This window comes from Prauserella flavalba (assembly GCF_003202235.1).
Classification (GTDB): domain Bacteria; phylum Actinomycetota; class Actinomycetes; order Mycobacteriales; family Pseudonocardiaceae; genus Prauserella_A; species Prauserella_A flavalba.
The window spans coordinates 245,509-268,016 of sequence record NZ_MASU01000002.1 but is presented as its reverse complement, the minus strand read 5'-3'; the positions used below and the strand labels follow the sequence as shown (position 1 = coordinate 268,016).

General features: G+C 69.9%; 28 protein-coding genes. 18 read left to right on the top strand and 10 right to left on the bottom strand.

Annotation, left to right across the window (positions count from 1 at the left end; genetic code table 11):
- Nucleotides 1–21: 21 nt before the first annotated feature.
- From BA062_RS03655 to BA062_RS03640, 4 genes are all read left to right on the top strand, one after another.
- Nucleotides 22–789, top strand: coding sequence for a protein phosphatase 2C domain-containing protein (locus tag BA062_RS03655; protein WP_110334588.1), 768 nt, complete (start codon nucleotides 22–24; stop codon nucleotides 787–789).
- Between the two features lie 110 nt (nucleotides 790–899).
- A complete protein-coding gene (locus tag BA062_RS03650; RefSeq protein ID WP_342768881.1) occupies nucleotides 900–1,547 on the top strand; it encodes a DUF998 domain-containing protein in 648 nt (215 codons plus the stop codon).
- A gap of 37 nt (nucleotides 1,548–1,584) precedes the next feature.
- Nucleotides 1,585–2,958, top strand: a complete 1,374-nt coding sequence (locus tag BA062_RS03645) for an amidase (protein ID WP_110334586.1) — start codon at nucleotides 1,585–1,587, stop codon at nucleotides 2,956–2,958.
- The gene (locus BA062_RS03640; protein WP_110334585.1) at nucleotides 2,955–3,509 is read left to right on the top strand and encodes a TetR/AcrR family transcriptional regulator; all 555 of its coding nucleotides are present in this window, start codon (nucleotides 2,955–2,957) and stop codon (nucleotides 3,507–3,509) included. The genes BA062_RS03645 and BA062_RS03640 overlap by 4 nt, the downstream gene beginning before the upstream one ends.
- Here BA062_RS03640 and BA062_RS03635 read toward each other — a convergent pair.
- A complete protein-coding gene (locus tag BA062_RS03635) occupies nucleotides 3,500–4,051 on the bottom strand; it encodes a CGNR zinc finger domain-containing protein (RefSeq protein WP_110334584.1) in 552 nt (183 codons plus the stop codon). The two genes, BA062_RS03640 and BA062_RS03635, sit on opposite strands and share 10 nt — an antisense overlap.
- A 29-nt stretch (nucleotides 4,052–4,080) precedes the next feature.
- Between BA062_RS03635 and BA062_RS03630 the strand changes: the two genes are divergently transcribed.
- Both BA062_RS03630 and BA062_RS03625 read left to right on the top strand, forming a co-directional pair.
- Nucleotides 4,081–4,932: an alpha/beta fold hydrolase gene (locus BA062_RS03630; protein WP_110334583.1), complete on the top strand. Its 852-nt coding sequence runs from the start codon at nucleotides 4,081–4,083 to the stop codon at nucleotides 4,930–4,932.
- Between the two features lie 68 nt (nucleotides 4,933–5,000).
- Entirely contained in the window at nucleotides 5,001–5,423 is a 423-nt protein-coding gene (locus BA062_RS03625; protein ID WP_245959660.1) for a DUF6401 family natural product biosynthesis protein, read from the top strand.
- Here the strand turns inward: BA062_RS03625 and BA062_RS03620 are convergent.
- On the bottom strand, nucleotides 5,369–5,854 hold the full coding sequence (locus BA062_RS03620) for a hypothetical protein (RefSeq protein WP_110334581.1): 486 nt from the start codon (nucleotides 5,852–5,854) through the stop codon (nucleotides 5,369–5,371). The genes BA062_RS03625 and BA062_RS03620 overlap by 55 nt on opposite strands.
- Before the next feature lie 153 nt (nucleotides 5,855–6,007).
- Here BA062_RS03620 and BA062_RS40440 point away from each other — a divergent pair, with 153 nt between their 5' ends.
- Both BA062_RS40440 and BA062_RS03610 read left to right on the top strand, forming a co-directional pair.
- The gene (locus BA062_RS40440; protein WP_110334580.1) at nucleotides 6,008–6,226 is read left to right on the top strand and encodes a hypothetical protein; all 219 of its coding nucleotides are present in this window, start codon (nucleotides 6,008–6,010) and stop codon (nucleotides 6,224–6,226) included.
- Nucleotides 6,223–7,530: a cytochrome P450 gene (locus BA062_RS03610; RefSeq protein WP_110334579.1), complete on the top strand. Its 1,308-nt coding sequence runs from the start codon at nucleotides 6,223–6,225 to the stop codon at nucleotides 7,528–7,530. The genes BA062_RS40440 and BA062_RS03610 overlap by 4 nt, the downstream gene beginning before the upstream one ends.
- Before the next feature lie 32 nt (nucleotides 7,531–7,562).
- On the opposite strand, the gene BA062_RS03605 is transcribed toward BA062_RS03610, so the two are convergent.
- From BA062_RS03605 to BA062_RS03595, 3 genes are read right to left on the bottom strand one after another with little or no spacing between them, the layout of a single operon-like run.
- Nucleotides 7,563–7,769 carry a hypothetical protein gene (locus BA062_RS03605; RefSeq protein WP_110334578.1) on the bottom strand — a complete coding sequence of 69 codons (207 nt, stop codon included), beginning with the start codon at nucleotides 7,767–7,769 and terminating at the stop codon, nucleotides 7,563–7,565.
- A 48-nt stretch (nucleotides 7,770–7,817) separates the two neighbouring features.
- A complete protein-coding gene (gene ku, locus BA062_RS03600) occupies nucleotides 7,818–8,675 on the bottom strand; it encodes a non-homologous end joining protein Ku (RefSeq protein ID WP_110334577.1) in 858 nt (285 codons plus the stop codon).
- Between the two features lie 37 nt (nucleotides 8,676–8,712).
- Complete coding sequence (locus BA062_RS03595; protein WP_210406751.1) at nucleotides 8,713–9,306, bottom strand: HSP18 transcriptional regulator; 594 nt, start codon at nucleotides 9,304–9,306, stop codon at nucleotides 8,713–8,715.
- 116 nt (nucleotides 9,307–9,422) lie between these two features.
- Between BA062_RS03595 and BA062_RS03590 the strand changes: the two genes are divergently transcribed.
- The 4 genes from BA062_RS03590 to BA062_RS03575 all read left to right on the top strand — a co-directional run bounded on the left by BA062_RS03590 (nucleotide 9,423) and on the right by BA062_RS03575 (nucleotide 13,886).
- Nucleotides 9,423–9,863, top strand: coding sequence for an Hsp20/alpha crystallin family protein (locus BA062_RS03590; RefSeq protein WP_110334576.1), 441 nt, complete (start codon nucleotides 9,423–9,425; stop codon nucleotides 9,861–9,863).
- Between the two features lie 179 nt (nucleotides 9,864–10,042).
- Complete coding sequence (locus BA062_RS03585; protein ID WP_110334575.1) at nucleotides 10,043–11,494, top strand: FAD-linked oxidase C-terminal domain-containing protein; 1,452 nt, start codon at nucleotides 10,043–10,045, stop codon at nucleotides 11,492–11,494.
- Nucleotides 11,491–12,603: an FAD-binding oxidoreductase gene (locus tag BA062_RS03580; RefSeq protein WP_110334574.1), complete on the top strand. Its 1,113-nt coding sequence runs from the start codon at nucleotides 11,491–11,493 to the stop codon at nucleotides 12,601–12,603. Before BA062_RS03585 ends, BA062_RS03580 begins: the two co-directional genes overlap by 4 nt.
- Entirely contained in the window at nucleotides 12,600–13,886 is a 1,287-nt protein-coding gene (locus tag BA062_RS03575; protein ID WP_110334573.1) for a (Fe-S)-binding protein, read from the top strand. The genes BA062_RS03580 and BA062_RS03575 overlap by 4 nt, the downstream gene beginning before the upstream one ends.
- A 28-nt stretch (nucleotides 13,887–13,914) precedes the next feature.
- Here BA062_RS03575 and BA062_RS03570 read toward each other — a convergent pair whose 3' ends face one another.
- Nucleotides 13,915–14,352, bottom strand: a complete 438-nt coding sequence (locus tag BA062_RS03570) for a hypothetical protein (RefSeq protein WP_146239997.1) — start codon at nucleotides 14,350–14,352, stop codon at nucleotides 13,915–13,917.
- 382 nt (nucleotides 14,353–14,734) lie between these two features.
- Here BA062_RS03570 and BA062_RS03565 point away from each other — a divergent pair, with 382 nt between their 5' ends.
- The 4 genes from BA062_RS03565 to BA062_RS03550 all read left to right on the top strand — a co-directional run bounded on the left by BA062_RS03565 (nucleotide 14,735) and on the right by BA062_RS03550 (nucleotide 17,360).
- The gene (locus tag BA062_RS03565; protein WP_110334571.1) at nucleotides 14,735–15,604 is read left to right on the top strand and encodes a helix-turn-helix domain-containing protein; all 870 of its coding nucleotides are present in this window, start codon (nucleotides 14,735–14,737) and stop codon (nucleotides 15,602–15,604) included.
- A gap of 47 nt (nucleotides 15,605–15,651) precedes the next feature.
- On the top strand, nucleotides 15,652–16,329 hold the full coding sequence (locus BA062_RS03560; protein ID WP_245959688.1) for a 2OG-Fe dioxygenase family protein: 678 nt from the start codon (nucleotides 15,652–15,654) through the stop codon (nucleotides 16,327–16,329).
- Nucleotides 16,330–16,382: 53 nt separating this feature from the next.
- Complete coding sequence (locus BA062_RS03555; protein ID WP_146239996.1) at nucleotides 16,383–16,748, top strand: hypothetical protein; 366 nt, start codon at nucleotides 16,383–16,385, stop codon at nucleotides 16,746–16,748.
- A 72-nt stretch (nucleotides 16,749–16,820) separates the two neighbouring features.
- Entirely contained in the window at nucleotides 16,821–17,360 is a 540-nt protein-coding gene (locus BA062_RS03550) for a DUF305 domain-containing protein (protein ID WP_245959659.1), read from the top strand.
- 39 nt (nucleotides 17,361–17,399) lie between these two features.
- On the opposite strand, the gene BA062_RS03545 is transcribed toward BA062_RS03550, so the two are convergent.
- Genes BA062_RS03545 through BA062_RS03530 form a run of 4 tightly spaced genes read right to left on the bottom strand, consistent with a single transcriptional unit; the run spans nucleotide 17,400 to nucleotide 21,236 of the window.
- The gene (locus BA062_RS03545; protein WP_110334567.1) at nucleotides 17,400–17,996 is read right to left on the bottom strand and encodes a GTP-binding protein; all 597 of its coding nucleotides are present in this window, start codon (nucleotides 17,994–17,996) and stop codon (nucleotides 17,400–17,402) included.
- Entirely contained in the window at nucleotides 17,977–18,348 is a 372-nt protein-coding gene (locus BA062_RS03540) for a DUF742 domain-containing protein (protein ID WP_110334566.1), read from the bottom strand. Before BA062_RS03540 ends, BA062_RS03545 begins: the two co-directional genes overlap by 20 nt.
- On the bottom strand, nucleotides 18,345–18,755 hold the full coding sequence (locus tag BA062_RS03535; protein WP_110334565.1) for a roadblock/LC7 domain-containing protein: 411 nt from the start codon (nucleotides 18,753–18,755) through the stop codon (nucleotides 18,345–18,347). The genes BA062_RS03540 and BA062_RS03535 overlap by 4 nt, the downstream gene beginning before the upstream one ends.
- 6 nt (nucleotides 18,756–18,761) lie before the next feature.
- Nucleotides 18,762–21,236: a sensor histidine kinase gene (locus BA062_RS03530; RefSeq protein ID WP_110334564.1), complete on the bottom strand. Its 2,475-nt coding sequence runs from the start codon at nucleotides 21,234–21,236 to the stop codon at nucleotides 18,762–18,764.
- 349 nt (nucleotides 21,237–21,585) lie between these two features.
- On the opposite strand from BA062_RS03530, the gene BA062_RS03525 reads away from it, so the two are divergent.
- Nucleotides 21,586–21,804: a hypothetical protein gene (locus BA062_RS03525; protein WP_110335007.1), complete on the top strand. Its 219-nt coding sequence runs from the start codon at nucleotides 21,586–21,588 to the stop codon at nucleotides 21,802–21,804.
- 130 nt (nucleotides 21,805–21,934) lie between these two features.
- Nucleotides 21,935–22,411: a DoxX family protein gene (locus BA062_RS03520; RefSeq protein ID WP_110334563.1), complete on the top strand. Its 477-nt coding sequence runs from the start codon at nucleotides 21,935–21,937 to the stop codon at nucleotides 22,409–22,411.
- Nucleotides 22,412–22,508 lie beyond the last annotated feature (97 nt).

Below are 22,508 nucleotides of genomic sequence, written 5' to 3'. Positions count from 1 at the left end.
CGATTGGCTAGTGTCGGACGCGTGCCCGAGATCGACATCGCCGAGCGGCCCGGCGTCGGCCTCGACGGCAGGCCCAGACCGACCGAGGACCACGTGGTGACCACCGCCAACGCGGTGGTGCTGCTCGACGGCGCCACGGAGTTCCGCGCCGAACTGCCGAGCGGCGGCTGGTACGCGTCCCGGCTCGCCGAGCACCTCCACGCCGGACTCACGAGCGATCCCTTCGCCGACCTCGGCGACCTGCTCGCCGCCGCGATCGCCGGTGTCGCGAGCGAACACGGACTGCGGGCGGGGAACTCGCCGTCGAGCACCGTCGCCATGCTGCGGTGGACCACCGAGCGCGTGGACGCCCTCGTGCTCGCCGACAGCCCGATCGTCGCGTTCGGACGGACGGGTACCACGGTGCTCGCCGACCAGCGCCTGACGCGCCTGCGCGACGGCGGGCACCTGCGCACCCGCGCCGACGTCAACCGCCTGCGCAACGCGGAGAACGGGTTCTGGGTCGCCGAAGCCGACCCGGCCGCCGCGGAGCACGCACTGCGCGCGCGCTGGGCACGCGCCGACATCGACACCGTGCTGCTCGCCACCGACGGCGTCTCGGTGGGCGTCGACGACTACGGCCTCTTCGACTGGACCACCGTGCTGCGCCTCGCCCGCGAGCGCGGCGCGAAGGCGGTGCTCGACGCCGTGCGCGAGGCCGAGGAGGCCGATCCCGACGGCGCGCGCTGGCCTCGGACGAAACGCCACGACGACCAGGCGTTCGCCGTGATCGACTTCACCCCCGATTAAGGGGTGACTCAGGGTCTTCCCCGGATCCGAAGTCGACCAAGTAGGGCCAAGCTGGAGTTATGGCCGACCTGGGGACCAAAACAGCCACCAACGCGGTAGCTCGCACTCGTGTGTGGGCAATCGCGGCCTGGGCGTCCCTCGGCTGGGCCCTGTTCACGTTGATGATCCTGCACCTGGTCAGCTCGTTCGACCCGCTCGCCGACCCGCTGAGCCGCTACGCGTTCAGCGACCACGGCGGCGGCATGCTCGAGGCGAGCCTGCTGTCGTTCGCGGTCGGGGTGATCGCCGTGCGCGGGGCACTGCTCGCGTCCGGCATCACGTTCCCCCGCACGACGTCGGTGCTCATCTACGCCACGGCGACCGGACTCGTCGGCGCCGCGCTCTTCCCGGCCACGTTCACGCCCGACATCGACCCGGTGAGCGGCCGCATCCACCAGTACGCGAGCCTCATCGCGTTCCTGTGCCTGCCCGCGATCGCCTTCTCACTGCTCGACCGGTTCAAGGACGTGCCCGAACTCGCCGCCAGCCACGTGATGCTGGTGCGGTTGCTCTGGATCAGCCTCGCGAGCCTGGGGCTGTTCGGGGTCAGCTACGTCGCGGACGCACTGCCCGCCACACCGGCGATCACCACGATCATGACCCTGCTGCCGGTGGGATTCACCCAGCGGATCGTGTTCGTCGTGGACTTCCTGCTGCTCGCGGCCCTGCTCGTGACCGCGATCCGCACCGCGAGACTGCGGCAGACCGACGGTCGGTGATATCCTCGTTCGTTCGAACGAACAACGTGGAGCCGCCATGCGACACATCGAGCAGGACATCGCATTCGCGGGCCTCGCCGGACAGGCCACACTGCTGGCCGAAGGCCGCGTCAGCGCCGTCGCACTCACCTCGGCGGCGCTCGACCGCATCACCGAGACACAGCCGACGCTCAACGCCTTCCGGCACATCCGCTCGGCCGAGGCGCTCCGGGAGGCCGAGTCCGCCGACCGCCGCCTCGCCGAGGGCGAGCGGGCCCCGCTGCTCGGCGTGCCCGTGGCGATCAAGGACGACACGGACATCGCAGGCCTGCCCACGGCCTTCGGCTGCCGCGGCGAGTTCCCCGTTCGCGACGCCGACGCGGAGGTCGTCACCCGCCTGCGCCGGGCGGGAGCGGTGATCGTGGGCAAGACCAACACCCCGGAGATCGGCCAGTGGCCGTTCACCGAGGGCGCCGCGTTCGGCGTGACGCGCAACCCGTGGAACACCGCCCACACGCCCGGCGGCTCCTCCGGCGGCTCCGCCTCGGCCGTGGCCGCGGGGATCGTCGCGGCTGCGGTCGGCTCGGACGGCGCCGGGTCGATCCGCATTCCGGCGGCCTGGACCAACCTCGTCGGCATCAAGGCCACCCGCGGTCTGGTGCCCACCGCCCCAGAGCCGGAGCTGTTCCACGGCCTGACCGGACACGGCCCGCTGGCGAGGACCGTGGGTGACGCGGCGCTGTTGCTCGACGTCCTCGCCGGCACGGCGCACCGGTTCCGCACGGCGGCGGCGCGAGAACCCCGCCCGCTGCGCATCGGCCTCGCGTTGAACACCCCGTTCACGGCGCTCTACACGCGACTCGACGAACGCGTTCGCGCCGCCGTCGTCCGGCTGGCACGCGTGCTCACCGACCTCGGTCACGAGGTGGTCGAGACCGAACCGCGCTACGGGCTGATCGGACTGGACTTCCTGCCGCGCTCGCTCGGGGGCGTCGCCGACTGGGCCGACCGGGTGCCCGATCCCGCGCTGCTCGACCCGCGCACGCTCGCCAACCGGCGCACGGGGTCCCGCCTGCGGCCGCTGCTCGCCCTCTCACGGCGGCTCGAACCACTGTGGCAAAGGCGGATCGGAAGGATCTTCTCCGAGGTCGACGTGCTGCTCACGCCCACAACGGCCACCCCGCCGCCCCGTGCCGACGTGTTCACGGACCTGCCGAACTGGCGTACCGACCGCGCGATCGTCGCCGCCTGCCCGTTCGCGTGGCCGTGGAACGTGCTCGGCTGGCCCTCGGTCAACGTCCCGGCCGGTCTCACCGCCGGCGGCCTGCCGATGGGCGCCCAGCTCGCCGGCCCCGCCGACTCCGAAGACGTGCTGGTCTCGCTGGCCGCGCAGCTGGAAGGCGTCGAGCGCTGGCACGATCGGACACCGTGAACACGAGGGAGGCGATCCTGCGCGCCGCACTGCACGTGATCGGCGAGCAGGGCGTTGCGGGGCTGACCAACCGCAGGATCGTCGCTGAGGCGGGAGTCTCTCTCGGGTCGCTGACCTACCATTTCCCCAGCCAGACCGAGCTGCTGCGCGAGGCGCTGCTGCTCTTCGTCGAGGACGAGACGGGCAGGCTCGCCGGACTGGCCGAGGCACAGCGCGCCGAGGACCTGAGCCTCGCCGACGCCGCCGCGACGGTCGAGCGGGTGCTCGAGGCGATGCCGATGAGCATCGACGAGATCGCGTCGCTGGAGCTGTACCTGCAGGCCGGGCGCGATCCGGAACTGCGCGACGCGGCCGGCCGCTGCTTCGCCGCCTACGACGAACTCACCGTGACCATCCTGCGCGCGCTCGGGGTGCCCGGCCCGGAGCGCCTCGCCGGGCCCGTGGTCGCGCTCATCGCGGGGCTGCAGCTGCGCAGGCTCGCCACGGGCGCTCCCCCGGCAACCCCGGCAGGCGACGCGCTGCTGATGCTCATCGGCGGCGCTCAGCGCTGACGCCGGGCGTAGTGTGCACGCGCCTTCGCGCGGTTGCCGCAGCGCGCCATCGAGCACCACTGCCGGCTGCGCTTCGGTGAGGAGTCGGCGAACCGGAGCCCGCAGTCGTCCGCCGCGCAGATCCGCACACACGGCGAGGTCGTGACCAGTTCGATCGCGTCGACGGCGAGCATCGCGAGCGCCGTCGTGACCCGCCCGGTGCCGCCCTGGACGGTGCGCCGAGGTGTGCCGTCGGCGTCGAGGCGCAACGCGGGGGCGGGCGCCGAGGCGGCGACGGTGTTGAGCACGGTCACGTCCGCCCGATCGGGACGCTCCCCCGCCGAGACGGCGCGGCTGACGCGATCGACGGCCTCCCGCAGCTCCAGCGCGGTCGCCAGGTCCGCCGCCGTCGCCCTTCCGCCGTAGCCGGCCAGGCCCAGCCATTCGGTAAGCGCGGCGGGCGTGGTGAGCAGTTCCCGGCCGCCCCGATGCCGATCGCGCAGCGTGTTGACCAGGTGCAGGCAGGGCCTGCCGCCATCGAACACCCATTCGGCCGTGGTCATCTAACCACCTTAGCTGGTTAGATTTGGGCATGGAAACCGGGATGGAGCAGGTCAACGGCATTCGCATGCACTACCGGCGCGCGGGCTCCGGCCCACCCGTCGTGCTGCTGCACGGCTGGCCGCAGACGGGACACTGCTGGCGCAAGGTGGTCGAGCCGCTGGCGCGGGAGTACACGGTGCTGGTGCCGGATCTGCGCGGTTACGGGCTCACCGACAAGCCGCGCGACGGCTACGACAAGCGCACGATGGCCGCCGATGTCGCGGCACTGGCAGGCGCGCTGGGCTTCGACCGTGTGAGCGTGGTCGGGCACGACCGGGGCGGGCGGGTCGGTCACCGCTGGGCACTCGACCGGCACGATCAGGTCGAACGGCTCGCCGTGCTGGACATCATCCCCACCAGGGAGATGTGGCGCAGGCTCGACAGCGGCGTCGCGCGCGCGTACTGGCATTGGCTGTTCCACCTGCAACCCGACCTGCCGGAACGGCTCGCGGCCCAGGACGTCGCCGGATATCTGGGGTATTTCTTCGAACGCTGGACCCACAGGCGCGACCGGCTGGAGCCGGAGGCGATCGCCGAGTACGTTCGTGCCTTCTCGGCACCGGGTGCGCTGCGGGCGGGTTTCGACGACTATCGAGCGTCGTTTCCCACCGACGCCGAGCACGACGACGCCGATGCCGACGCGGGGCGCAGGCTCACGCTGCCGGTGCTCGCGCTGTGGGGAGAGAAGGGGCTGCTCGGTACGCTGCCGAGTGCGGAGATCTGGCGGGAGTACGCCGACGACGTGACCGCCGCGGCCATCGCCGACTGCGGGCATTTCCTCCCCGAGGAGCAGCCCAAGGCGGTGGTGGACCAGTTGCGGAAGTTCCTCGCGGGTGAGTGACCCCGATCGTTGTCACCCACTGGCAGGTACCAGTAGCGATCAATCGCTCGCCGTGTGCATCATCAGGTGTGGGCTGGTTGGACTCGGCGACGGACCGTTCTGCGCGCCGCTGGCTGAGCCGGATGGGCGAGGAACTCCAGTCCGGCTGGCGGGCGCTCTCGCAGCCCGCCTTGCGACGGCTGTTCGACCAGCACCTCGAGCGCATCGCCGACACACTGCGTGACGAGGAACGGCTGGTCGATCGCGCGGTCCCCACCACGCAGCTGGTGCTGATCGCCGGTCACGCCTACGACATCCGCAGACAGGCTCTTCGCGAAGGCTGGCAGCCCCCGCGAACGGAGGCCGACTGGACCACTGACGAGTGGTTCGGCCTGCGCCTGCTCGCGTGCTACGAACTCGCGTCACGCGAGCCGCGCGGGCCGAGACCGGCTCGCCGTCACAGCGACTGGTTCTCGATCGTCGGGCTCATCCGGGGATCTCGTCCCGGCTGACCCGGCACGGGGGCCACCACCGGGCCGCGCTGGAGTTCGCCGTTCGTGGTCCGGGCCGTCGGTACGCCGGACGCCGGAGTGGGCTTGTTGATGCTCTCCTCGACCATCTTGCTGTCGTGCATGTTCGACAGCACGGCCATCGTGACCGCGTGCACGAGCCCGAGAACGAGCAGCAGTACACCCAGGTTGCCGACGACAGCACGGACCGTCCCGCCACCGAAGTTGAAGTTGAACACCGACAGCAGCAGCATGAAGCCCAGCATCACGATGTGGAAGAGCACCGCGATGAGCCGGGTCTGAGAGCCCGCCGTCGACATGTCAGTGTCCACATCGGACAAATACCGCTTACCGCTGTGGTAGAGGATCTGTCCGTCGGCGACGATCATGATCAGGCCCAGGCCGAGGAACGCGAGATAAGCGTCGGTAGGCACCTCAGACTCCTTTCTGCGTGACACGGTTCGGCGCGTGACACGGGGCCACGTCCGTTGGGATACCCGAGCACCGATCACCGGAAACCGAACGTGTAAGGGCCGTGCCGACGGGGTAACTGCGGGGTCCACGTGATCTCGACCTCGGGAGTAGCCGTGAACGCATACAGCCCGACCGCTCCGAGTCAGAACCTACAGCCCACTCTGCCTCGGACGGAGGAACCGACCGCGGAGCAGCGGCGCAGGGCCGTCCGCGCCATCGCATCCGCCGCCGCAGACGCCACCGAATGCGCCGAGTTGCTGGAGGCCCTGGGGCTGAGCCCGGAAGAGGGCAGGGGCATCCCCTCTCAGCTCCCCTCTCAGCGCGACCGATGACGCAGCAGGCGACCATCCCCGACACCGCCAAGGTGGCGGGCGGCGTCGTGCTGCCCACGCTCGCGGGTGGCGTCATCAAGCGCCGCCCACGGGTAATGGCGCTCGCGGAGCGGCTCCAGCTCGACCGGCCCGCCATCGGCCTGCTGCGCGGGCTCCACGCGCGTTACGGAGCGGGCCCGCTGCTGCTGCGCGTACCGGGCAGGTCCATCGCGCTCGTGCTCGACGCCCAGGACGTCGAGCGGGTACTGACCAATACTCCAGCCCCCTTCCATCCGGCCGGCTTCGAGAAGCGGGCCGCGCTCAACCATTTCCAGCCCCACGCCGTGCTCGCCACCAAGAGCACGGAACGCGAGCCGAGACGCCGGTACAACGAGGCCGTGCTCGAGACCGGTCACGACCTGCACTCACTCGCGGACCAGGCCCGCACGGTGGTTCGCGAGGAGACCGAGCGACTCCTGGCGGACGCGACCGAGCTCGACTGGGCCGCCTTCAACACCGCGTGGTGGCGGATCGTCCGGCGCATCGTCTTCGGCGACGCCGCTCGCGACGAGCACGCCGTCACCGACGAGCTCGCCCGCCTCCGCCTGCGCGCCAACTGGGCCTTCCTGTGGCCGAAGGCGGGGCGCGCACAGCAGTCACTGCAACGGCGGATCAGCGAGCTGCTCGACCGTGCCGAGAGCGGCAGCCTCGCGGCGAAGAACTCCGAGCTGCCCACGGAGCCCGGGATCGACCCCGCAGGCCAGGTGCCGCACTGGCTGTTCGCCTTCGACGCCGCAGGCATGGCCACACTCCGCACGCTCGCGCTGCTGGCCACTCACCCGCGCCAGGCCGCCCGCGCACACGCGGACCTCGACGATCCGGCGCTGCCGTACCTGCGCGGCTGCGTGCTCGACACCGTGCGCCTGTGGCCGACCACCCCGGTGCTGCTCAGGGAGAGCACCACCGCGACGTCCTGGCATGGCACCCAGCTACCGCCCGGCACGACGTTTTTCGTCTTCACGCCGTACTTCCACCGCGATCCCGAGGCGATCCCCTTCGCCGACGGGTTCGACCCCCAGGCGTGGCTCGACGGCCGTGCCGAACAGCATCCCGCCCTCGTGCCGTTCAGCGACGGCCCCGCCAAATGCCCCGGAGAGAACCTGGTCCTGTTCGTGACCAGCACGATGCTCGCGGAACTGCTGCGCCGTGGCGACTACCGCCTCATGTCGCCGCAGGCCCTCAGCCCCCAGCGCCCGCTACCCGCGACGCTCGACAACTTCGGCCTGCGCTTCGCCGCCGAACCGAAGGCCGCGTCACCGAAGTAGGCGCGGCTGACCTCCGAGAAGCCGCCGAACTCCTACGAGGCGCGGAGCAACTCCTCGTAGTACACGGGCTCGGTGCAGGCACAGCCACCGTCGACCGACTCGCACTCGATGACCAACGTGTGACGCACCAGCTCGAAGTCGGTGCACCCCTGGTCGGTGCACTCAGCACCACCGGCAACGTGCTGCACCAGCGTGCCGTGGCAGTGGTCGAGTCCGCTCTGGCAGTGTGTGCACGTCATAGCCTTTTGGTACCACCGCACTCCGACAATGCCGGGAGCGACACGCCCTCAGGCTTCCTTGGCCGGTTTCCTCGGAGCCCGTTTGGCTGCGGGCGCCTTGCGGGTCTTGGCCGTCTTGGCTGGTTGCCGCGACTTCTTGGCCGCGCTGACACTGGCCTGCAGGGCCGCCATGAGGTCGGTCACCTCGGCCTCCGCCGTGGCCGCCTTCGGCTTGGTGGTCTCCTCACCCGCGACCTTCGACTCGATCAGCGACAGCAGCGCCTCCCGGTAGCTGTCCTGGTACTTCGACGGCTCGAAGACACTGTCTGAGAGCGAGTCGATGAGCGAGGCCGCCATCGTCATCTCCTGCGAACGGACCTGAGGAGCGTCCTCCTTGAGGAACGGGAAGTCCGGCTCCCGCACCTCGTCCGGCCACAGCATCGTGGTGAGCACCATGACGTCGGAGAGCACACGCAGCACCGCGAGCGCCTCACGCTGGCGGATCGCGACCTTGGCGATGGCGACCTGTCCCGATTTCTGCAACGCGTCCCGAAGGAGGACGTACGGCTTGAGCGCGGCCTTCTGCGGCTCGAGGTAGTAGCTCTTGTCGTAGTAGATGGGGTCGATGGCTTCGAGCGGCACGAACTCCTGCACGTCGATGGTGCGCGACGTCGACAGCGGTAGGTCGGACAGTTCCTTGTCGGTGAGCACCACCATGCCACCGTCCGAGAGCTCGTAGCCCTTCGCGATATCGGCGTAAGGCACCTCCTGGCCGTCGATCGTGCAGAACCGCTTGTACTGGATGCGCCCGCCATCGGCCTCGTGGACCTGGCGCATCGAGACGTTCTTGCTCTCGGTGGCCGCGTAGAGGTGGATCGGGATCGTGACGAGCCCGAACGACACCGCGCCCTTCCACATAACCCGCATGAGAGTGAAGGTACGCGTTTGCGCAGCTCATCGACAGCTACCGTTTTCCTTCTCTGCGGCCGACGGTCTCCCTGCGCACCTGCTCCGAGCGCGCGGTGATGTCGTCGACCTGCTCGGCGAGCGCCGGATGGGTGTCCCTCAGGTGCGGGCCGACTCCGGCGAGCGGCTGCAGCAAGATCACCGGATCGCTCTCGCCGAGCGCCTTCTCCACTCGATCGACGTACCCGCGTGCGGGTGCGCCGAGGCCTTCCGCCGCGCTGACCATGGCCGCGAGCCTGCGCAACGTCGCCGAGTTGTCCCTCGCCCACTCGGCCACCGCCCGATCGCCCGCGCGACGGTCGCGTTCCGCCCGCACGCGACCGTCGGCGGTCGGCTCCCCCGAGTCGGACTGCCGCAGCCGCAGGTACCGGCGCTCGGCAGCCTGCCTGCTCGCGACCCCGAGCGCGGGGGCGAGTTCCGCCCAGCTGGTGCCCAGCTGTCTCGCGGCGGCGATGAGCTGCGGTTCCCAGTCCGCGAGGTCGTCCCTCAGCTCCCTGAGGAGCACGAGGGCGGCCAGCACCTGGTTGCCGTCGAGCTCGTCGCCGTTGGCCGCTCCCTCGACGGCCGACCGCAGTCGTTCGTATCTGTTCACGTAAGTCATCTTGCCGATGACATCGCCTCTTGTCAACGGAACGACGACGAGCTATAACTGAAGTGCGCGTCGGCACGAGGACCGCAACGACAACGGCAACAGGAGGTGGAAGAACGATGTTGATGCGCACCGACCCCTTCCGAGAGCTGGACCGGCTCACCCAGCAGGTGCTCGGCAATGCACCGGGCACGTGGTCCCGCCCGACCGCGATGCCCATGGACGCCTACCGCGCCGGCGACGAGTTCGTCGTGTGCTTCGACCTGCCCGGCGTCTCCGCCGACGCGATCGAGCTCGACGTGGAGCGCAACGTGCTCACGGTGAAGGCCGAACGGCGCCCGCTGCCGCACGGCGAGGATGTCGAGATGCAGGTGTCCGAGCGCCCGTTCGGCGTCTTCTCCCGGCAGCTGTTCCTCGGCGACACCCTCGATGCGGACAACATCAAGGCGTCGTACGACTCGGGTGTGCTGACCCTGCGCATCCCGGTCTCCGAGAAGGCGAAGCCGCGCAAGATCACGATCGAAAGCGCCGACAGCGGGCGCAAGGAGATCAACGCCTGAGGCAGCGCGACAGCCGGTTCGCGTTCGGTTCCTTGCCGGAGGGGCTCCGGCCGGGGTGCCCGGCCGGAGCCGTCACCTGGTCGGCGGGGCGGGGAAGGCTTGACTTGGTCCCGCAGGACAGTTGTACCGTTTTCCTCGAAACGGTATTTAGATTCCGTAAAGCGAAAAGGTGGGCAAGGATGCTCAACGCGGCCGTGCGTGATGCGCTGGCCTCCGCGGTCGGAGCGCGCAACGTGCTCTCCGATCCCGTCCAGCTCCGCAGCTACGAGTGTGACGGACTGACCGGTTTCCGGCAGGTTCCCGCGTTCGTCGTGCTGCCGCTGGACACCGAGAGCGTGGCCGCGGCGGTGCGGGTGTGCCACGAGCACGGCGTTCCGTTCGTCGCACGCGGCGCGGGCACCGGGCTCTCCGGCGGGGCCATGCCGGTCGCGGACGGCGTGGTGATCTCCCTGCAGCGCCTGCGGCGGGTGCTGGAGGTGGACGCCGTCGACCGGCGGGCCGTGGTGCAGCCCGGCGTCACCAACCTCGACATCACGAAGGCCGCGGCGCCGCAGGGGCTCTACTACGCGCCGGACCCGTCGAGCCAGCAGGTCTGCACGATCGGCGGGAACGTCGCCGAGAACTCCGGCGGCGCGCACTGCCTGAAGTACGGCTTCACCACCAACCACGTGCTCTCGATGACCGCCGTGCTCCCCGACGGCGAGGTGGTGACGCTCGGCGGCGACACCGGCGACCAGCTGGGACCCGACCTGCGCGGGGTCTTCATCGGCTCCGAGGGCACGCTCGGGATCGTCTGTGAGATCACCGTGCGGCTGTTGCGGGTGCCCGAGACCGTGCGGACGCTGCTCGCCGACTTCCCCTCGGTGCGCGCGGCGGGCGAGGTCGTGAGCGACATCGTCGCCGCCGGCATCGTCCCCGCCGCGGTGGAGATGATGGACAACCTCGCCATCCAGGCCGCGGAGAAAGCGGTCGGCGCCGGCTACACGCTCGACACCCCGGCCGCGCTCGTCGTCGAACTGGACGGGCCCGCCGCCGAGTGCGGCAGCCAGTTCGAGCAGGTCAAGGCCATCTGCGACCGGCACGGCTGCACGCGGCTGCACATCGCGGGCGACGCTGGCGAACGGGCGAAGATCTGGATGGGGCGCAAGGCCGCTTTCGCGGCCGTCGGCCGGATCAGTCCCGACTACATCGTGCAGGACGGCGTGGTGCCGAGGACCCGCCTCGCGGAGGTGCTCGGGCGCATCGAGGAGATGGGGCAGGCAGCCGGGCTGCGGGTCGCGAACGTGTTCCACGCCGGTGACGGCAACCTCCACCCGCTCGTGCTCTTCGACGAGGACGCCGGCGAGCTGGAACGGGCGGAAGAACTGTCGAAGGGCATCGCCGAACTGTGCGTCGAGCTGGGCGGCTCCCTGTCGGGCGAACACGGGATCGGTACCGACAAGGCGTGTTCGATGCCGCGCATGTTCGGGGTCGACGACCTCGCCACGATGGATCGGGTCCGTTCGGCCTTCGACCCCGGAAAGCTGTGCAACCCCGGCAAGCTGCTACCCACCCCCCGCCTGTGCGGTGAACGTCCCGGCCGGTACCGGCCGCATCCGCTGGAGGAGGCGGGAGTGATCGAACGGCTATGACCGCCACCATGCTGGCGCCCACGGACCTGCGGGGCGCGCACGAAGCGCTCGCGGACACCGAGGGCACCATCCAGATCCAGGGGGCCGGGACCGCGGCCGAGTGGGCGGGCGCACCGCTGCCAACCGACACGGTGCTCGACACCACGCGGATGACCGGCGTACTCGCCTATAACCCCTCCGACATGACGGTCGCCGTGCGGGCGGGCACACGAGTGTCGGAGTTGCAGGCCGAGCTGGCAACCAACGGCCAGCGTCTCGCGTTCGACGCCACCAGGGCGGCCCGGGGCGCGACGGTCGGAGGGCTCGTCGCCACGGCCGACTCGGGTCCGCTCGCGCTCGCGTACGGATCGCTACGGGACCTGGTGATCGGCGCGACCGTGGTGCTCGCCGACGGCACGGTCGCGCGCACGGGCGGACACGTGATCAAGAACGTCGCGGGTTACGACCTCGCGAAGCTGCTGCACGGCTCCTACGGCGGGTTCGCGCTGCTGGCCGAGGTCGTGCTGCGGCTGCATCCCGTCCCGTCCTCCGCGCGGACGGTATCGCTCGACTGCCCGCTGGACGTCGGCGCGGAACGAGCCGCGCTGGTGCTCGGCAGCGCGCTCGAACCGGTGTGCCTGGAGTGGGCCGACGGCACGCTGCTGACGCGGCTCGAAGGAACACCCGACGGCACGGAGGCCAGGGCGAGGGAGCTGGCCGGGCTCATCGGCGGCTCCGTGCTCACCGAGGAGGACGCCGACGCCGCCTGGGCCAGGCACGCGGAGCTGACCGGCGCGGCGGTGGTCCGCGTCGGTTGCAGGCCCAGCAGGCTCGCGGGGTTGATCGGTGCACCCGGTGGGCCCGCGGTGGCCGGGCTGGGCACCGGCATCGGCACGGTGCAGCTGCCGTTCGGGGAGGTCGACCGCATGCACGACGCCGTGACGGCGATCGGCGGGACATCGGTGACGCATCAGCGGCCGCCGAGCGGTGTCCGCGCGTGGGGCCGCATGCCCTCGGCGATCCGGGTGCTGCGAGCGCTGAAGAACGAGCTGGACCCACAGGGGCGGCTGAGCCCGGGCCGGTTCGAGTCGTGGTTCGGGGAGTTCGGCAACAGAGAGGAGAACCCGTGACGGAGCGGACGGAGCCGGGGTTCGACGCGCTGCACCCACCATCGCGGGAGCTGCTCGACGATTGCGTGCACTGTGGGTTCTGCCTGCCGACGTGCCCGACCTACCAGCTGTGGGGCGAGGAGATGGACTCGCCGCGCGGCCGGATCTACCTGATGGACCTTGCCGAGCGTGGCGAGATCGAACTGCAGGGCGCCTTCACGGAGCACATCGACGCGTGCCTCGGCTGCATGGCGTGCGTGACGGCGTGCCCGTCCGGTGTGCAGTACAACCGCCTGCTGGAGGCCACGCGCCCGCAGATCGAGCGCAACGTCGAGCGGTCGCGATCCGACCGGCTGTTCCGGAGCGGCATCTTCGCGTTGTTCCCCTACCGGCGGCGGCTACGGGCTGCGGCGATCTTCGGGCTCGCCTACCAGAAGCTGCGCCTGAACCGTCTGGCCGAGCGGGTGCTCCCGCCCCGGTTGCGCGCGACCCAGGCGCTCATGCCGCCGGTGAAGCTGCGGAACGCGTTCGCGTCGCTGCCGAGGCGCGTGAAGCCGGACGGTCCCGTGCAACGCCGGGTCGCGATGCTCTCGGGTTGTGTGCAGGACGTGTTCTTCCACGAGGTCAACGTCGCGACCCAGCGCGTGCTCGCGGCCGAGGGCTGCGAGGTGCTGACGCCGAGGGACCAGGGCTGCTGCGGCGCGCTCGGGTTGCACGCCGGTCGCGAGGACCACGCCACCAAGCACGCGAAGCGCACCATCGAGACGTTCGAGAAGCTGCCCGTGGACAACATCGTCGTGAATGTCGCGGGCTGCGGCTCGTCGATGAAGGAGTACGCCGACCTGCTGGCCGACGATCCCGAGTGGGCTGAGCGGGCGAAGGCGTTCAGCGCCAAGGTCCGGGACGTGACCGAGCTGCTCGCGGAGCTGGAGCCGCGGGCGAAGCGGCATCCGGTGAAGGCGAAGGCCGCCTATCACGACGCCTGCCATCTCGGCCATGCCCAGGGTGTGCGGGCCCAGCCGAGGGCGGTGCTGCGGACGATTCCCGGCCTGGACGTCGTGGACCTGCCGGAAGCGGAGCTGTGCTGCGGTTCGGCCGGCATCTACAACATGGTGCAGCCGGAACCCGCGGCGGAGCTGGGCGAGCGCAAGGCGAGCAACATCCGCGCCGTGAACCCGGACCTGCTCGTGACCGCGAACCCTGGCTGCCTGTTGCAGATCGGCCGGTACCTCGACGGCGACATCCCGATGTTCCACCCGGTTCAAGTGCTCGACGCCTCGTTGCGGGGTCGCCCTTTGCCCTGAGGGACCGGCGCCCTCAGGGCGCCCGGGGTCACCGGGCGAGATCGACCGGGTCCTCGCAGGCGGGCGCGCCCACCCCGGACTCGGGTCGGAGGTAGTGGGCCGAGATGAACCCGGTGCGGCCGTCGACGGTGCCGCTGACCCACATGGTGTTGCCGGAAACCGGTGCGCCCGGCTCCCAGCAGGTGCCGACGAAGGGCGCGCCCTCGTCGATCCAGCCGACCTTGACACAGTCGGCGTCCGGGCAGGCCCGCACGTTCAGGCCTGCACCATCGGTTCCGGAAACGCGGTAGCGGGTCTCGGCCGCCGCCTCGTTCGCCTGGACCTGCTCGGTCCCGGCTCGGCGGTCACCGCCCTGCGGGGCACCCGGCTCCGCACGGGAACTGAGGACGAGCATCAGCCCCGCGGCCACCATTGCCGCCACCACAAGGACACGGACGAACAAGCCCACTCGCAACGACACGAACATTGTCGACCTCCCTCTGCTCGACGGGTTTGCCGCGTCCCCTCCTCGATCGCTCCTACGCTCGTGCCGGCGGTCTCCCTCCTGTGCGACGTGGTGGGATCTGTTGGGAACTACGCCTTGAGTGTCCCGCGATGGGCAACCGCTGTGCAATTCCCATTCTTGGTATCCCACGGAGTCCACCCTTGTGGCCTAGCGATGCGCGACGTTGCGGTGCCCAGAACGACAACACAACGCCCGATGCCACCCATTCGGCGTAATAGGAGACTGCGTTGAACCCGCTCCGGGACGGACTTGCGGCGATGGCCTACAATCTGCGTTCTGGGATTCCCACGAAGACATCCCGCACTGGAACACCCGTGGTTCTAAGCACCCGGATCGAGGTCCGATGGCTGATCCAGGCCCCGTGGTACCGCGGCGCCGCATCGCCGAGGAGCTGCGCAGGCTCCGCGGCGAGGCAGGCCGCACCCTCGAAGAGGTCGCCGAAGCGCTCCTGATCTCCACCTCGAAGCTGTCCCGCCTCGAGAACGCACAGGGCCGTCCCCAGCTTCGCGATATCCGAGACCTCGTCCGCTTCTACGGGATCGAGGGCACGCAGGTCGCCAGCCGCCTCGAACGCTGGACGAAGGCGTCCCAGTCACAGGGCTGGTGGACCGACTACAGCGGGCAGATCTCCGACGAACTCGGCGCGCACGTCGCCTACGAGACCGAGGCCTCGGTCGCCAGGGTGTACACCATCCCCGCGATCCCGGTCCTGTTGCAGACGGCCGACTACGCGCGCGCCTACTACCGCAGTACCGAGCCGTGGCGCACGTCCGACGACATCGAACAGCTCGTCGAGCTGCGCATGAAGCGCCAGCGAGCCCTGCGCCAGCGCGAGGGGCAACCCCCGCTCACGCTGGTAGCCGTGACCCACGAGTCCAGCATCCGCCAGCTGGTCGGCAGCCCCGAGATCATGCGCACCCAGCTGGACCACCTCATCGAGAGCTCCACCGCCCCCAACATCGAGCTGCGCATTTTCCCGTTCTCGACGCAGCCGTTGTTCACGAGCACGTGCATGTACGCCTACTTCGAGTTCAGCGAGGACATCGATCGCGACGTCGTGCACATCGAGACCCACGCCGGCATCCGGCACATCGAGCGGGCGAAGGCCGTCGAGAAGTACCGCGAGTACCACGACGCCCTCTACCGCAGTTCCCTGACGCCCGAGGAGACGAGGGCGCTCATCCGGACCGTCAGGAACGAGCAGTTCTCCTAGCCATTTCCCAAACCCCGCATTGGACTCTTTGAATGGCATCCGAAGCTGTGAAGTTGAGTCAGAAGAAGCTCAGCACCGACGGCTACGTCGTCCTCAGCGAATCCGAGTTCGGCTTCTCCGCCGAAGAGCGCGCACACCTTCACCGGGCGTTCTTCCACAGTGGAGTGCTGCGACGGTACGAGAAGGACCTTCCCGTGGACAGGGAGCGGGCGCGTGACGTCGTCCGCTTCGAGTGGTCCGGCGACGAGCTCCGACTGTCCGAACACGACACCATCACCATCGAGAATCGCGGCGAGCGGCCGGAAGCCCGCGAGTACGGGCGCGTCGAGGTGCTCGCCGACCCGTTCTTCGAGACGTGGATCCGCAAGGCGATGGCCCTGCTGCCGGAGCACTGGCGCGATGCGAAGGGCACGTTCGGGGTGAACCTCTTCCGCACGTTCACCAACGTCGTCACCAAGCCGCACCAGGACGGTGAACGGTTCATCTTCATCTACGTCGTCGACAAGGTCGGGCACGGCGCCGAGACCTGGCTCTACGGGCCCGGCGAGGACGACGACGAGCCGATCTTCCGTGGCACGCTCAGCCCCGGTGACCTGATGGTGTTCGAGGACGCCAGGTTCCGGCACACCGTGACGCCGCTGGAGAACCCGCCTGGCGGGGCCGCACGGCGCGACGCGCTCGTGTGCACCGTGAACTATCCGCACACCTACTCGCTCGACTGGTGACCGCCGTGCCCGGGGCTCGCCGGGCCCCGGGCACGCTCGGTTAGATTGGTGCCATGCTCCGGCGGGAGATGGGACCGTTGCCGAGGTGGGCGCTGCTGTGCGCGCTCGCGCTCGCCGTGGTCGCCATGCACCACGTCGGTTCCGCCCCGCCCGCGCACGGGCCGGAGAGCATGCCGGCCGTAGCGGCTCCCGCCGCGCACGAGCATCCGGCACCGGACCACGGCTCCCACGACCTGTTCCACCTCTGCCTCGCCGTGCTGGCCGTGGTGGGCGGGCTGCTGCTCGCGGCGTGGTTCCTCGGCCGCGTCCCCCGCGCCGTACCGCCCGTTCGCCGCGCCGTCCCGCTGTGGGCAGGGGCCCGCGCCCCACCGTGCAGCGGACGGGACATCCTGCACCTCGCCTGCGTGATCCGGGTGTGATGAGGCGCTTCCTTCCGAGCGTCCACCCATCCGATTTCTCAGGCTAGGAAAGACAAATCCATGTTCAAGAACGTGAGGCGATTCGTGCTGCCCGCGATCGCCGCCATCATCCTGCTCGCCGGCTGCGGCAGCACACCCGAGCAGCCGGACCACAACGACGCGGACGTGACGTTCGCGAGCGAGATGATCCCCCACCACCGCCAGGCGATCGAGATGGCAGGCCTGGTCACCGAACGCACCGGGAACCAGCGGCTGCGCGGGCTGGCCGACGACATCCGGCAGGCACAGCAGCCGGAGATCGAGCAGCTCTCCGAGTGGCTCCAGCAGTGGGGCGAGACGGTTCCCGGTGAGCACGAGGGACACGGCGGCGGCCACGCCACGCCGGGCATGATGACCGAAGAGCACCTGGCCGAGCTGGGCCGGATGAGCGGCGCCACGTTCGACCGGCGCTGGCTCGAGATGATGATCGAGCACCACGCGGGCGCCATCGAGATGGCCCGCACGCAGCTGGCACAGGGCGTGCATCCCGAGGTCAAACGGCTCGCGCAGCAGGTGATCGACACCCAGCAGGCCGAGATCGAGACCATGAAGGGCCTGCTCGGCAACGGCTGATCGGCGGCGGGGGCACCTCGGTGCCCCCGCCCACCCCGCTCAGCGGCTGGCGGGAACGAGGTCGGCGTTGCGCATGACGTGCTGGATGAGGGTCACCAGCACCTGCTTGGTCGACTCCCGGTCGCGGGCGTCGCACAGCAACAGCGGCACCGTCGGATCGACGTCCAGCGCCGCGCGCACCTCCTCGGTGCCGTAGCGGTGCGCACCGTCGAAACAGTTGACCCCCACCACGAACGGCAGCCCGCGCCGCTCGAAGAAGTCGACCGCGGGAAAACAGCTTTCGAGCCTGCGCGTGTCGGCCAGCACCACGGCACCGAGCGCACCCGTCGCCAGCTCGTCCCACATGAACCAGAACCGGTCCTGACCAGGGGTGCCGAACAGGTACAGGATCAGCTCCTGGTTGATCGTGATGCGCCCGAAGTCGAGTGCCACCGTCGTGGTGGTCTTGCGCTCGACACCCGCGAGGTCGTCGACGCCCTCCGACGCCGACGTCAGCACCTCCTCCGTGCGCAGCGGCGGGACCTCGCTGACCGAGCCGACCATCGTGGTCTTGCCGACCCCGAAGCCGCCGGCGATCAACAGCTTCACCGCTGTCGCGGTGAGCCGACGCCGGGGGTCAGAGTTTCCGGATGCCATCGAGAACCGCCTGCAGTACGTGTTGGTTGGGGGCTTCACTCATGGGCGCAGCTCTACGGAAGATCACGTAGTTCTGCTCGATCAAATCACTGAGCAGTACCTTGATCACCGGCAGGGGTAGGTCGATGAGCGCGGCGACCTCGGCGACGGACATCGGCCGCTGGCACAGCCGCACGATCTTCGCGTACTCGGGCGGGAGCGAGGCCGCCTCGGCGACCGAGGGAAGCGCCACGACGAGTGTGATCAGCTCGAGACCGAACTGGTCCGAGCGGGTGCGGCCACCCGTGACGGCGTAGGGACGCACCAAGGGGCCCGCCGCCTCGTCGAACCACGCCTCGTCCTGGTCGCTCATGGCGCACTGTGCTGCTCAACCCTGGGAGCCGCGCTGAGCACCGCGCCGACCCGCTTCACCATCATGTTCATCGCGTAGGCGACAAGGCCCATGTCCGCGTCCTCCGACGTGAGCAGGGCGAGGCACGCTCCCCTGCCCGCCGCCGTGACGAACAGGAAGGCGTGGTCCATCTCGACGACGGTCTGGCGTACCTGGCCGCCGCCGAAGTGCCGTCCCGTTCCGCGCGCGAGGCTCTGGAACGCCGACGCCACAGCGGAAAGGTGCTCACCGTCCTCTTCGGACAGATTGCTCGACCTGCCGATGAGCAGGCCGTCCGCCGACAGCACGACGGCACGATCGGCTCCGGCCACCTGCTGCACCAGGTCGTCCAGCAGCCAGTCCAGTTCGTTGACTCCCGTGTTCACCATGGCGTCTCAGTCTCCAGAATGCTCGTCGAGGCTCGGGTCGTGCGCGCGTGCCTGCCGGGTCCCGCGCTGGAAGGCGGACAGCCGGCTCCTGGCCTGCTCCGGCTCGGTGACCACCTCCGTCTGCTCGCCGGCCGGACCCGCCTCCATCAACTGCGGCACCAGGTTCTGCTGCCTGCGGCGCCGGGGCAGCGGCGGGCGTCCCGGCGACATCGTCCCGCCGGGCTGCTGCGGGCGGGCGTCCTGCGGGGGCCTTGCCTCCTGCGGGGGTCGTTGCCGTTGCGGCAGTTCCCTCGGTGCGGCCTCTCGTGGAGCGTTCTCCCTCACGCCGTTCTCCAGCACCCCGTTCTCGCGGAACACACTCTCCCGTTGCGGCAGCTCGGGTGGCGGCGCCGCCTCCGCAGGGGGCGTCTCGCGCCTGCGCTTGGGCAGCTCCCTCGGACCCGCACCGTTCTGCGCGGGTGGTTCGGTCCTCGGCGTGGCCCTCGGCCTGCGCCGCAGTACGGGCGTCTGCTGAGCGGGCACGACCTCCTCGACGGCCGTCTGCGTGCCGTCCTCGGGCTCCGGCACGGGGCCGAGGAGGTCCGAGAGCACCAGCACGATCGCGCGCGTTCCGCCGTATGCCGACTCGCGCAGGGTCACCACGATGCCGTGCTTGGCGGCCAGTCGCGCCACCACGAACAGGCCGAGCCTCGGCTCCTCCGACAGCGCCATGAAGCTGAAGTCGGGCGGGTTGCGCAGCATCTCGTTGAGTTCGTCGCAGCGTTCCGGCTCGATGCCGAGACCCTGGTCCTCCACCTCGATCACCACGCCGCGGCCGACGATCTCGCCGCGGATCTCCACGCGCGACGACGGCGGGGAGAACGACGTGGCGTTGTCGATCAGCTCGGCGAGCAGGTGCACGAGGTCGCCGACCACCGGCCCGGCGACGGCGATCGAGGGCAGCTTGCCCACCTTGACGCGCTTGTAGTCCTCGGTCTCGGCGGTGGAGCCGCGCACGAGGTCGGCGAGCGCGACGGGGTTGCGCCACTGCCTGCCGGGCTGCTCACCGCCGAGGATGATCAGGTTCTCGGCGTTGCGCCGCGCGCGCGTGGACAGGTGGTCGAGCCGGAACAGCATGTCGAGCTGGTCGGGGTCCTCCTGCTTGCGCTCCGCGGCGTCGAGGGCCTGAAGCTGACGGTGCACGATCACCTGGCTGCGGTGGGCGATGTTGAGGAACACCTTCTTGGTGCCCTCACGGGTCTTGGCCTCTTCGACGGCGGCGGCGACGGCGGTCTGCTGCGCCTTGTTGAATGCGTCGGCCACCTGGCCGATCTCGTCCTCACCGTGGTCGAGGAACGCCATCTCGGCGTCGAGGTCCACCGTCTCGCCCGCCCTGACGCGCTCGACGAGCTCGGGCATCTGGGTCTCGGCGATGTCGAGTGTGTCCTCCCGCAGCCTGGCGAGCCGCTGCACGAGGCGGTTGGACAGCCGCCACGCGATGAGGAACAGCGCGATCGCCACCACTAGCACGGCGATGCCGGCGATGATCGAGGTGATCAGCGTCTGGTCGGCGTCGTCGAGCGCGATGTTGGTGGCGTTGGAGCTCTGTGCGATGTAGATGCCCATGAGCGCCGCACCCACGTCGCGTGCCGCCGCGCGCCACTCGGCCTCGGGCACCGGCAGCTGGGTCTGGTTGCCACGCAGGAAGGCGTTCTCGACGGTGGTGAGCCGCTGCCACGCTTCGCTCCGCACGAGCTGCTCGTACTGCGCCCTGACCTCGGGGATCATCTCGGGCACCGCCGACTGCAGACCGGCGTGGTAGGCGCCGATCTGGCCGACGTAGGTGCGGAACTCCTCCTCGGTGAGGCCGCCGCCGACGAAGCCCGCTGCCGCGAGGGCGTCACCACGCGACATGCCGTCCGCGCTGGTGAACAGCGGCATGGCGGTGACGCGCAGGTACGCGGTCTCGGCGTCGGGCGCCTGCTGGGCGACGCCGTTCAGGCCGATCGCGAACTCGTCGATCAGCCGGTTGTAGAAGTCATAGGCCTGCTGCAGTGAGGGGGCGCCCGCGTCGATCTGCTGGCGGAACTGCGGCAGCTGGGCGAACTGCTGTGCGGTGATGGCGATGCTGCGTTGCACGTTCTGCGGCGCGTCGCCGACCATCGCCTGCAGTTCGGCGTTGATCGCGGCGGCCGAGGCGTCGGTCTCGGCGCGCACCTGCTCGAGCTCGGCCCTGTTGGCGCCGTTGCTGGCGAGGTCCTGGAGGGTCAGTCTGCGTTCCTCGCGCACGGCGGCGAAGAAGCGGGCCCCGGGTTCGGCCGCGTCGTGGACCTTGGTGGCGAAGTCGCGGACCTGGATGGCGTCGTACACGAGGTAGCCGGCGAGCGCCACACCCGCCAGCAGCAGGGCGACGCTGGGGACGAACGCGATGGCCAGAACCCTGGACCGGATCGACGAACGCCGGGTACGTGCCCCGAACTTCTTCTTAACCAACGCGCTCAAAGGCCCTTTCAGCGACTTTTCAAGATCGGTTTGGGCCCCCGCACCCCTGAGCTGCCGGCCTCGCGCTCCCCGCGGGTAAGCCAGCGCTCAGCGGAGATTATGCAGTCGGACAAACGTGAGTCAACTTCACTACTCCGTCCGGCCGAACAGCGCGTTTGCCGGGCGCTACCACGTCGAGCAGTGATTTTGCGGCCGTTTCGGCGAACGGTGACATAGCGCACGGTGAGGAAGCTCTCGCATCGGCGCGTCTCGGTATGCGAACGGCCGGAACGGAACCGGTAACTCCGCGACCTTGTACGGCGATACCAGTGCAAACTCCCGCACCAGGACACCAAGGAGGCCGGTGTCGATGCTGAAGCGCGCCGGCAGGTACACGTTCTCGCAACGCCTGCTGCTGATCCTCCTCGCTCTCGCGTTCGCCGCGACCGCGGTCCTGCAGGCATTCCTTGCCGGTTCGATGTCCGAGTGGTGGCCCGCCGTGCTCGCGGCCGCACTCGCGCTCGCCGCGCTGTGGTGCCTGATCGCCGCGGCCCGCGCCTGGGACGGAACGGAAAAGCGGCGGCTGTGAAACCCGCCGCCCACTGTCATTCTGCGTAGTTGTCCGTCACGGAAAGAAATGTCGCCCTCGATGTCGATCCAGCCCGGGAGTGCTCGACGGGTTCGTAGAGCCGGATCACAGACCGAGGGAAGGACACCCCATGACGAACGCCACGCTTGCCAGCCCGACCACCTCCGACCGCACGAACCAGACCCCGAGCCGCACTCCGCGCAGGCTGCAGGGCGCGGTTCTCGCCGCCACCAGGATCGTGGTGGCCTTCCTCTTCCTCTGCCACGGGCTGCAGGGCTTCGGCGCCCTCGGTGGGATCGACGGCGCCGGCACCGCGCTGCCCTTCGGCTCGTGGCCCGGGTACTACGCCAGCCTGCTCGAGGTGCTCACCGCCGTACTCGTGGGTCTCGGCCTCTTCACCCGGCCCGCCGCGGTGCTCGCCTCGGGCGCGATGGCCTACGCGTACTTCACCGTGCACCAGCCGCTGGCGCTGTTGCCGCTGCACAACATGGGCGAGCAGGCCGCGCTGTTCAGCTGGATCTTCCTGCTGATCGCGGTGCTCGGCCCCGGCGCGCTCGCGCTGGACAACCTGCGGCGGGCCCGCGGCAAAAGCCTCGAAAGCCACTGAGCCGCCAGGTTTTCCCAGGAACGCCCGGTATCCCCCGGCCGTCCTATTCGGTCGAGGGGTGTCGGGGGTTCGTCACATCTGGAGATGGAGGAGGTCC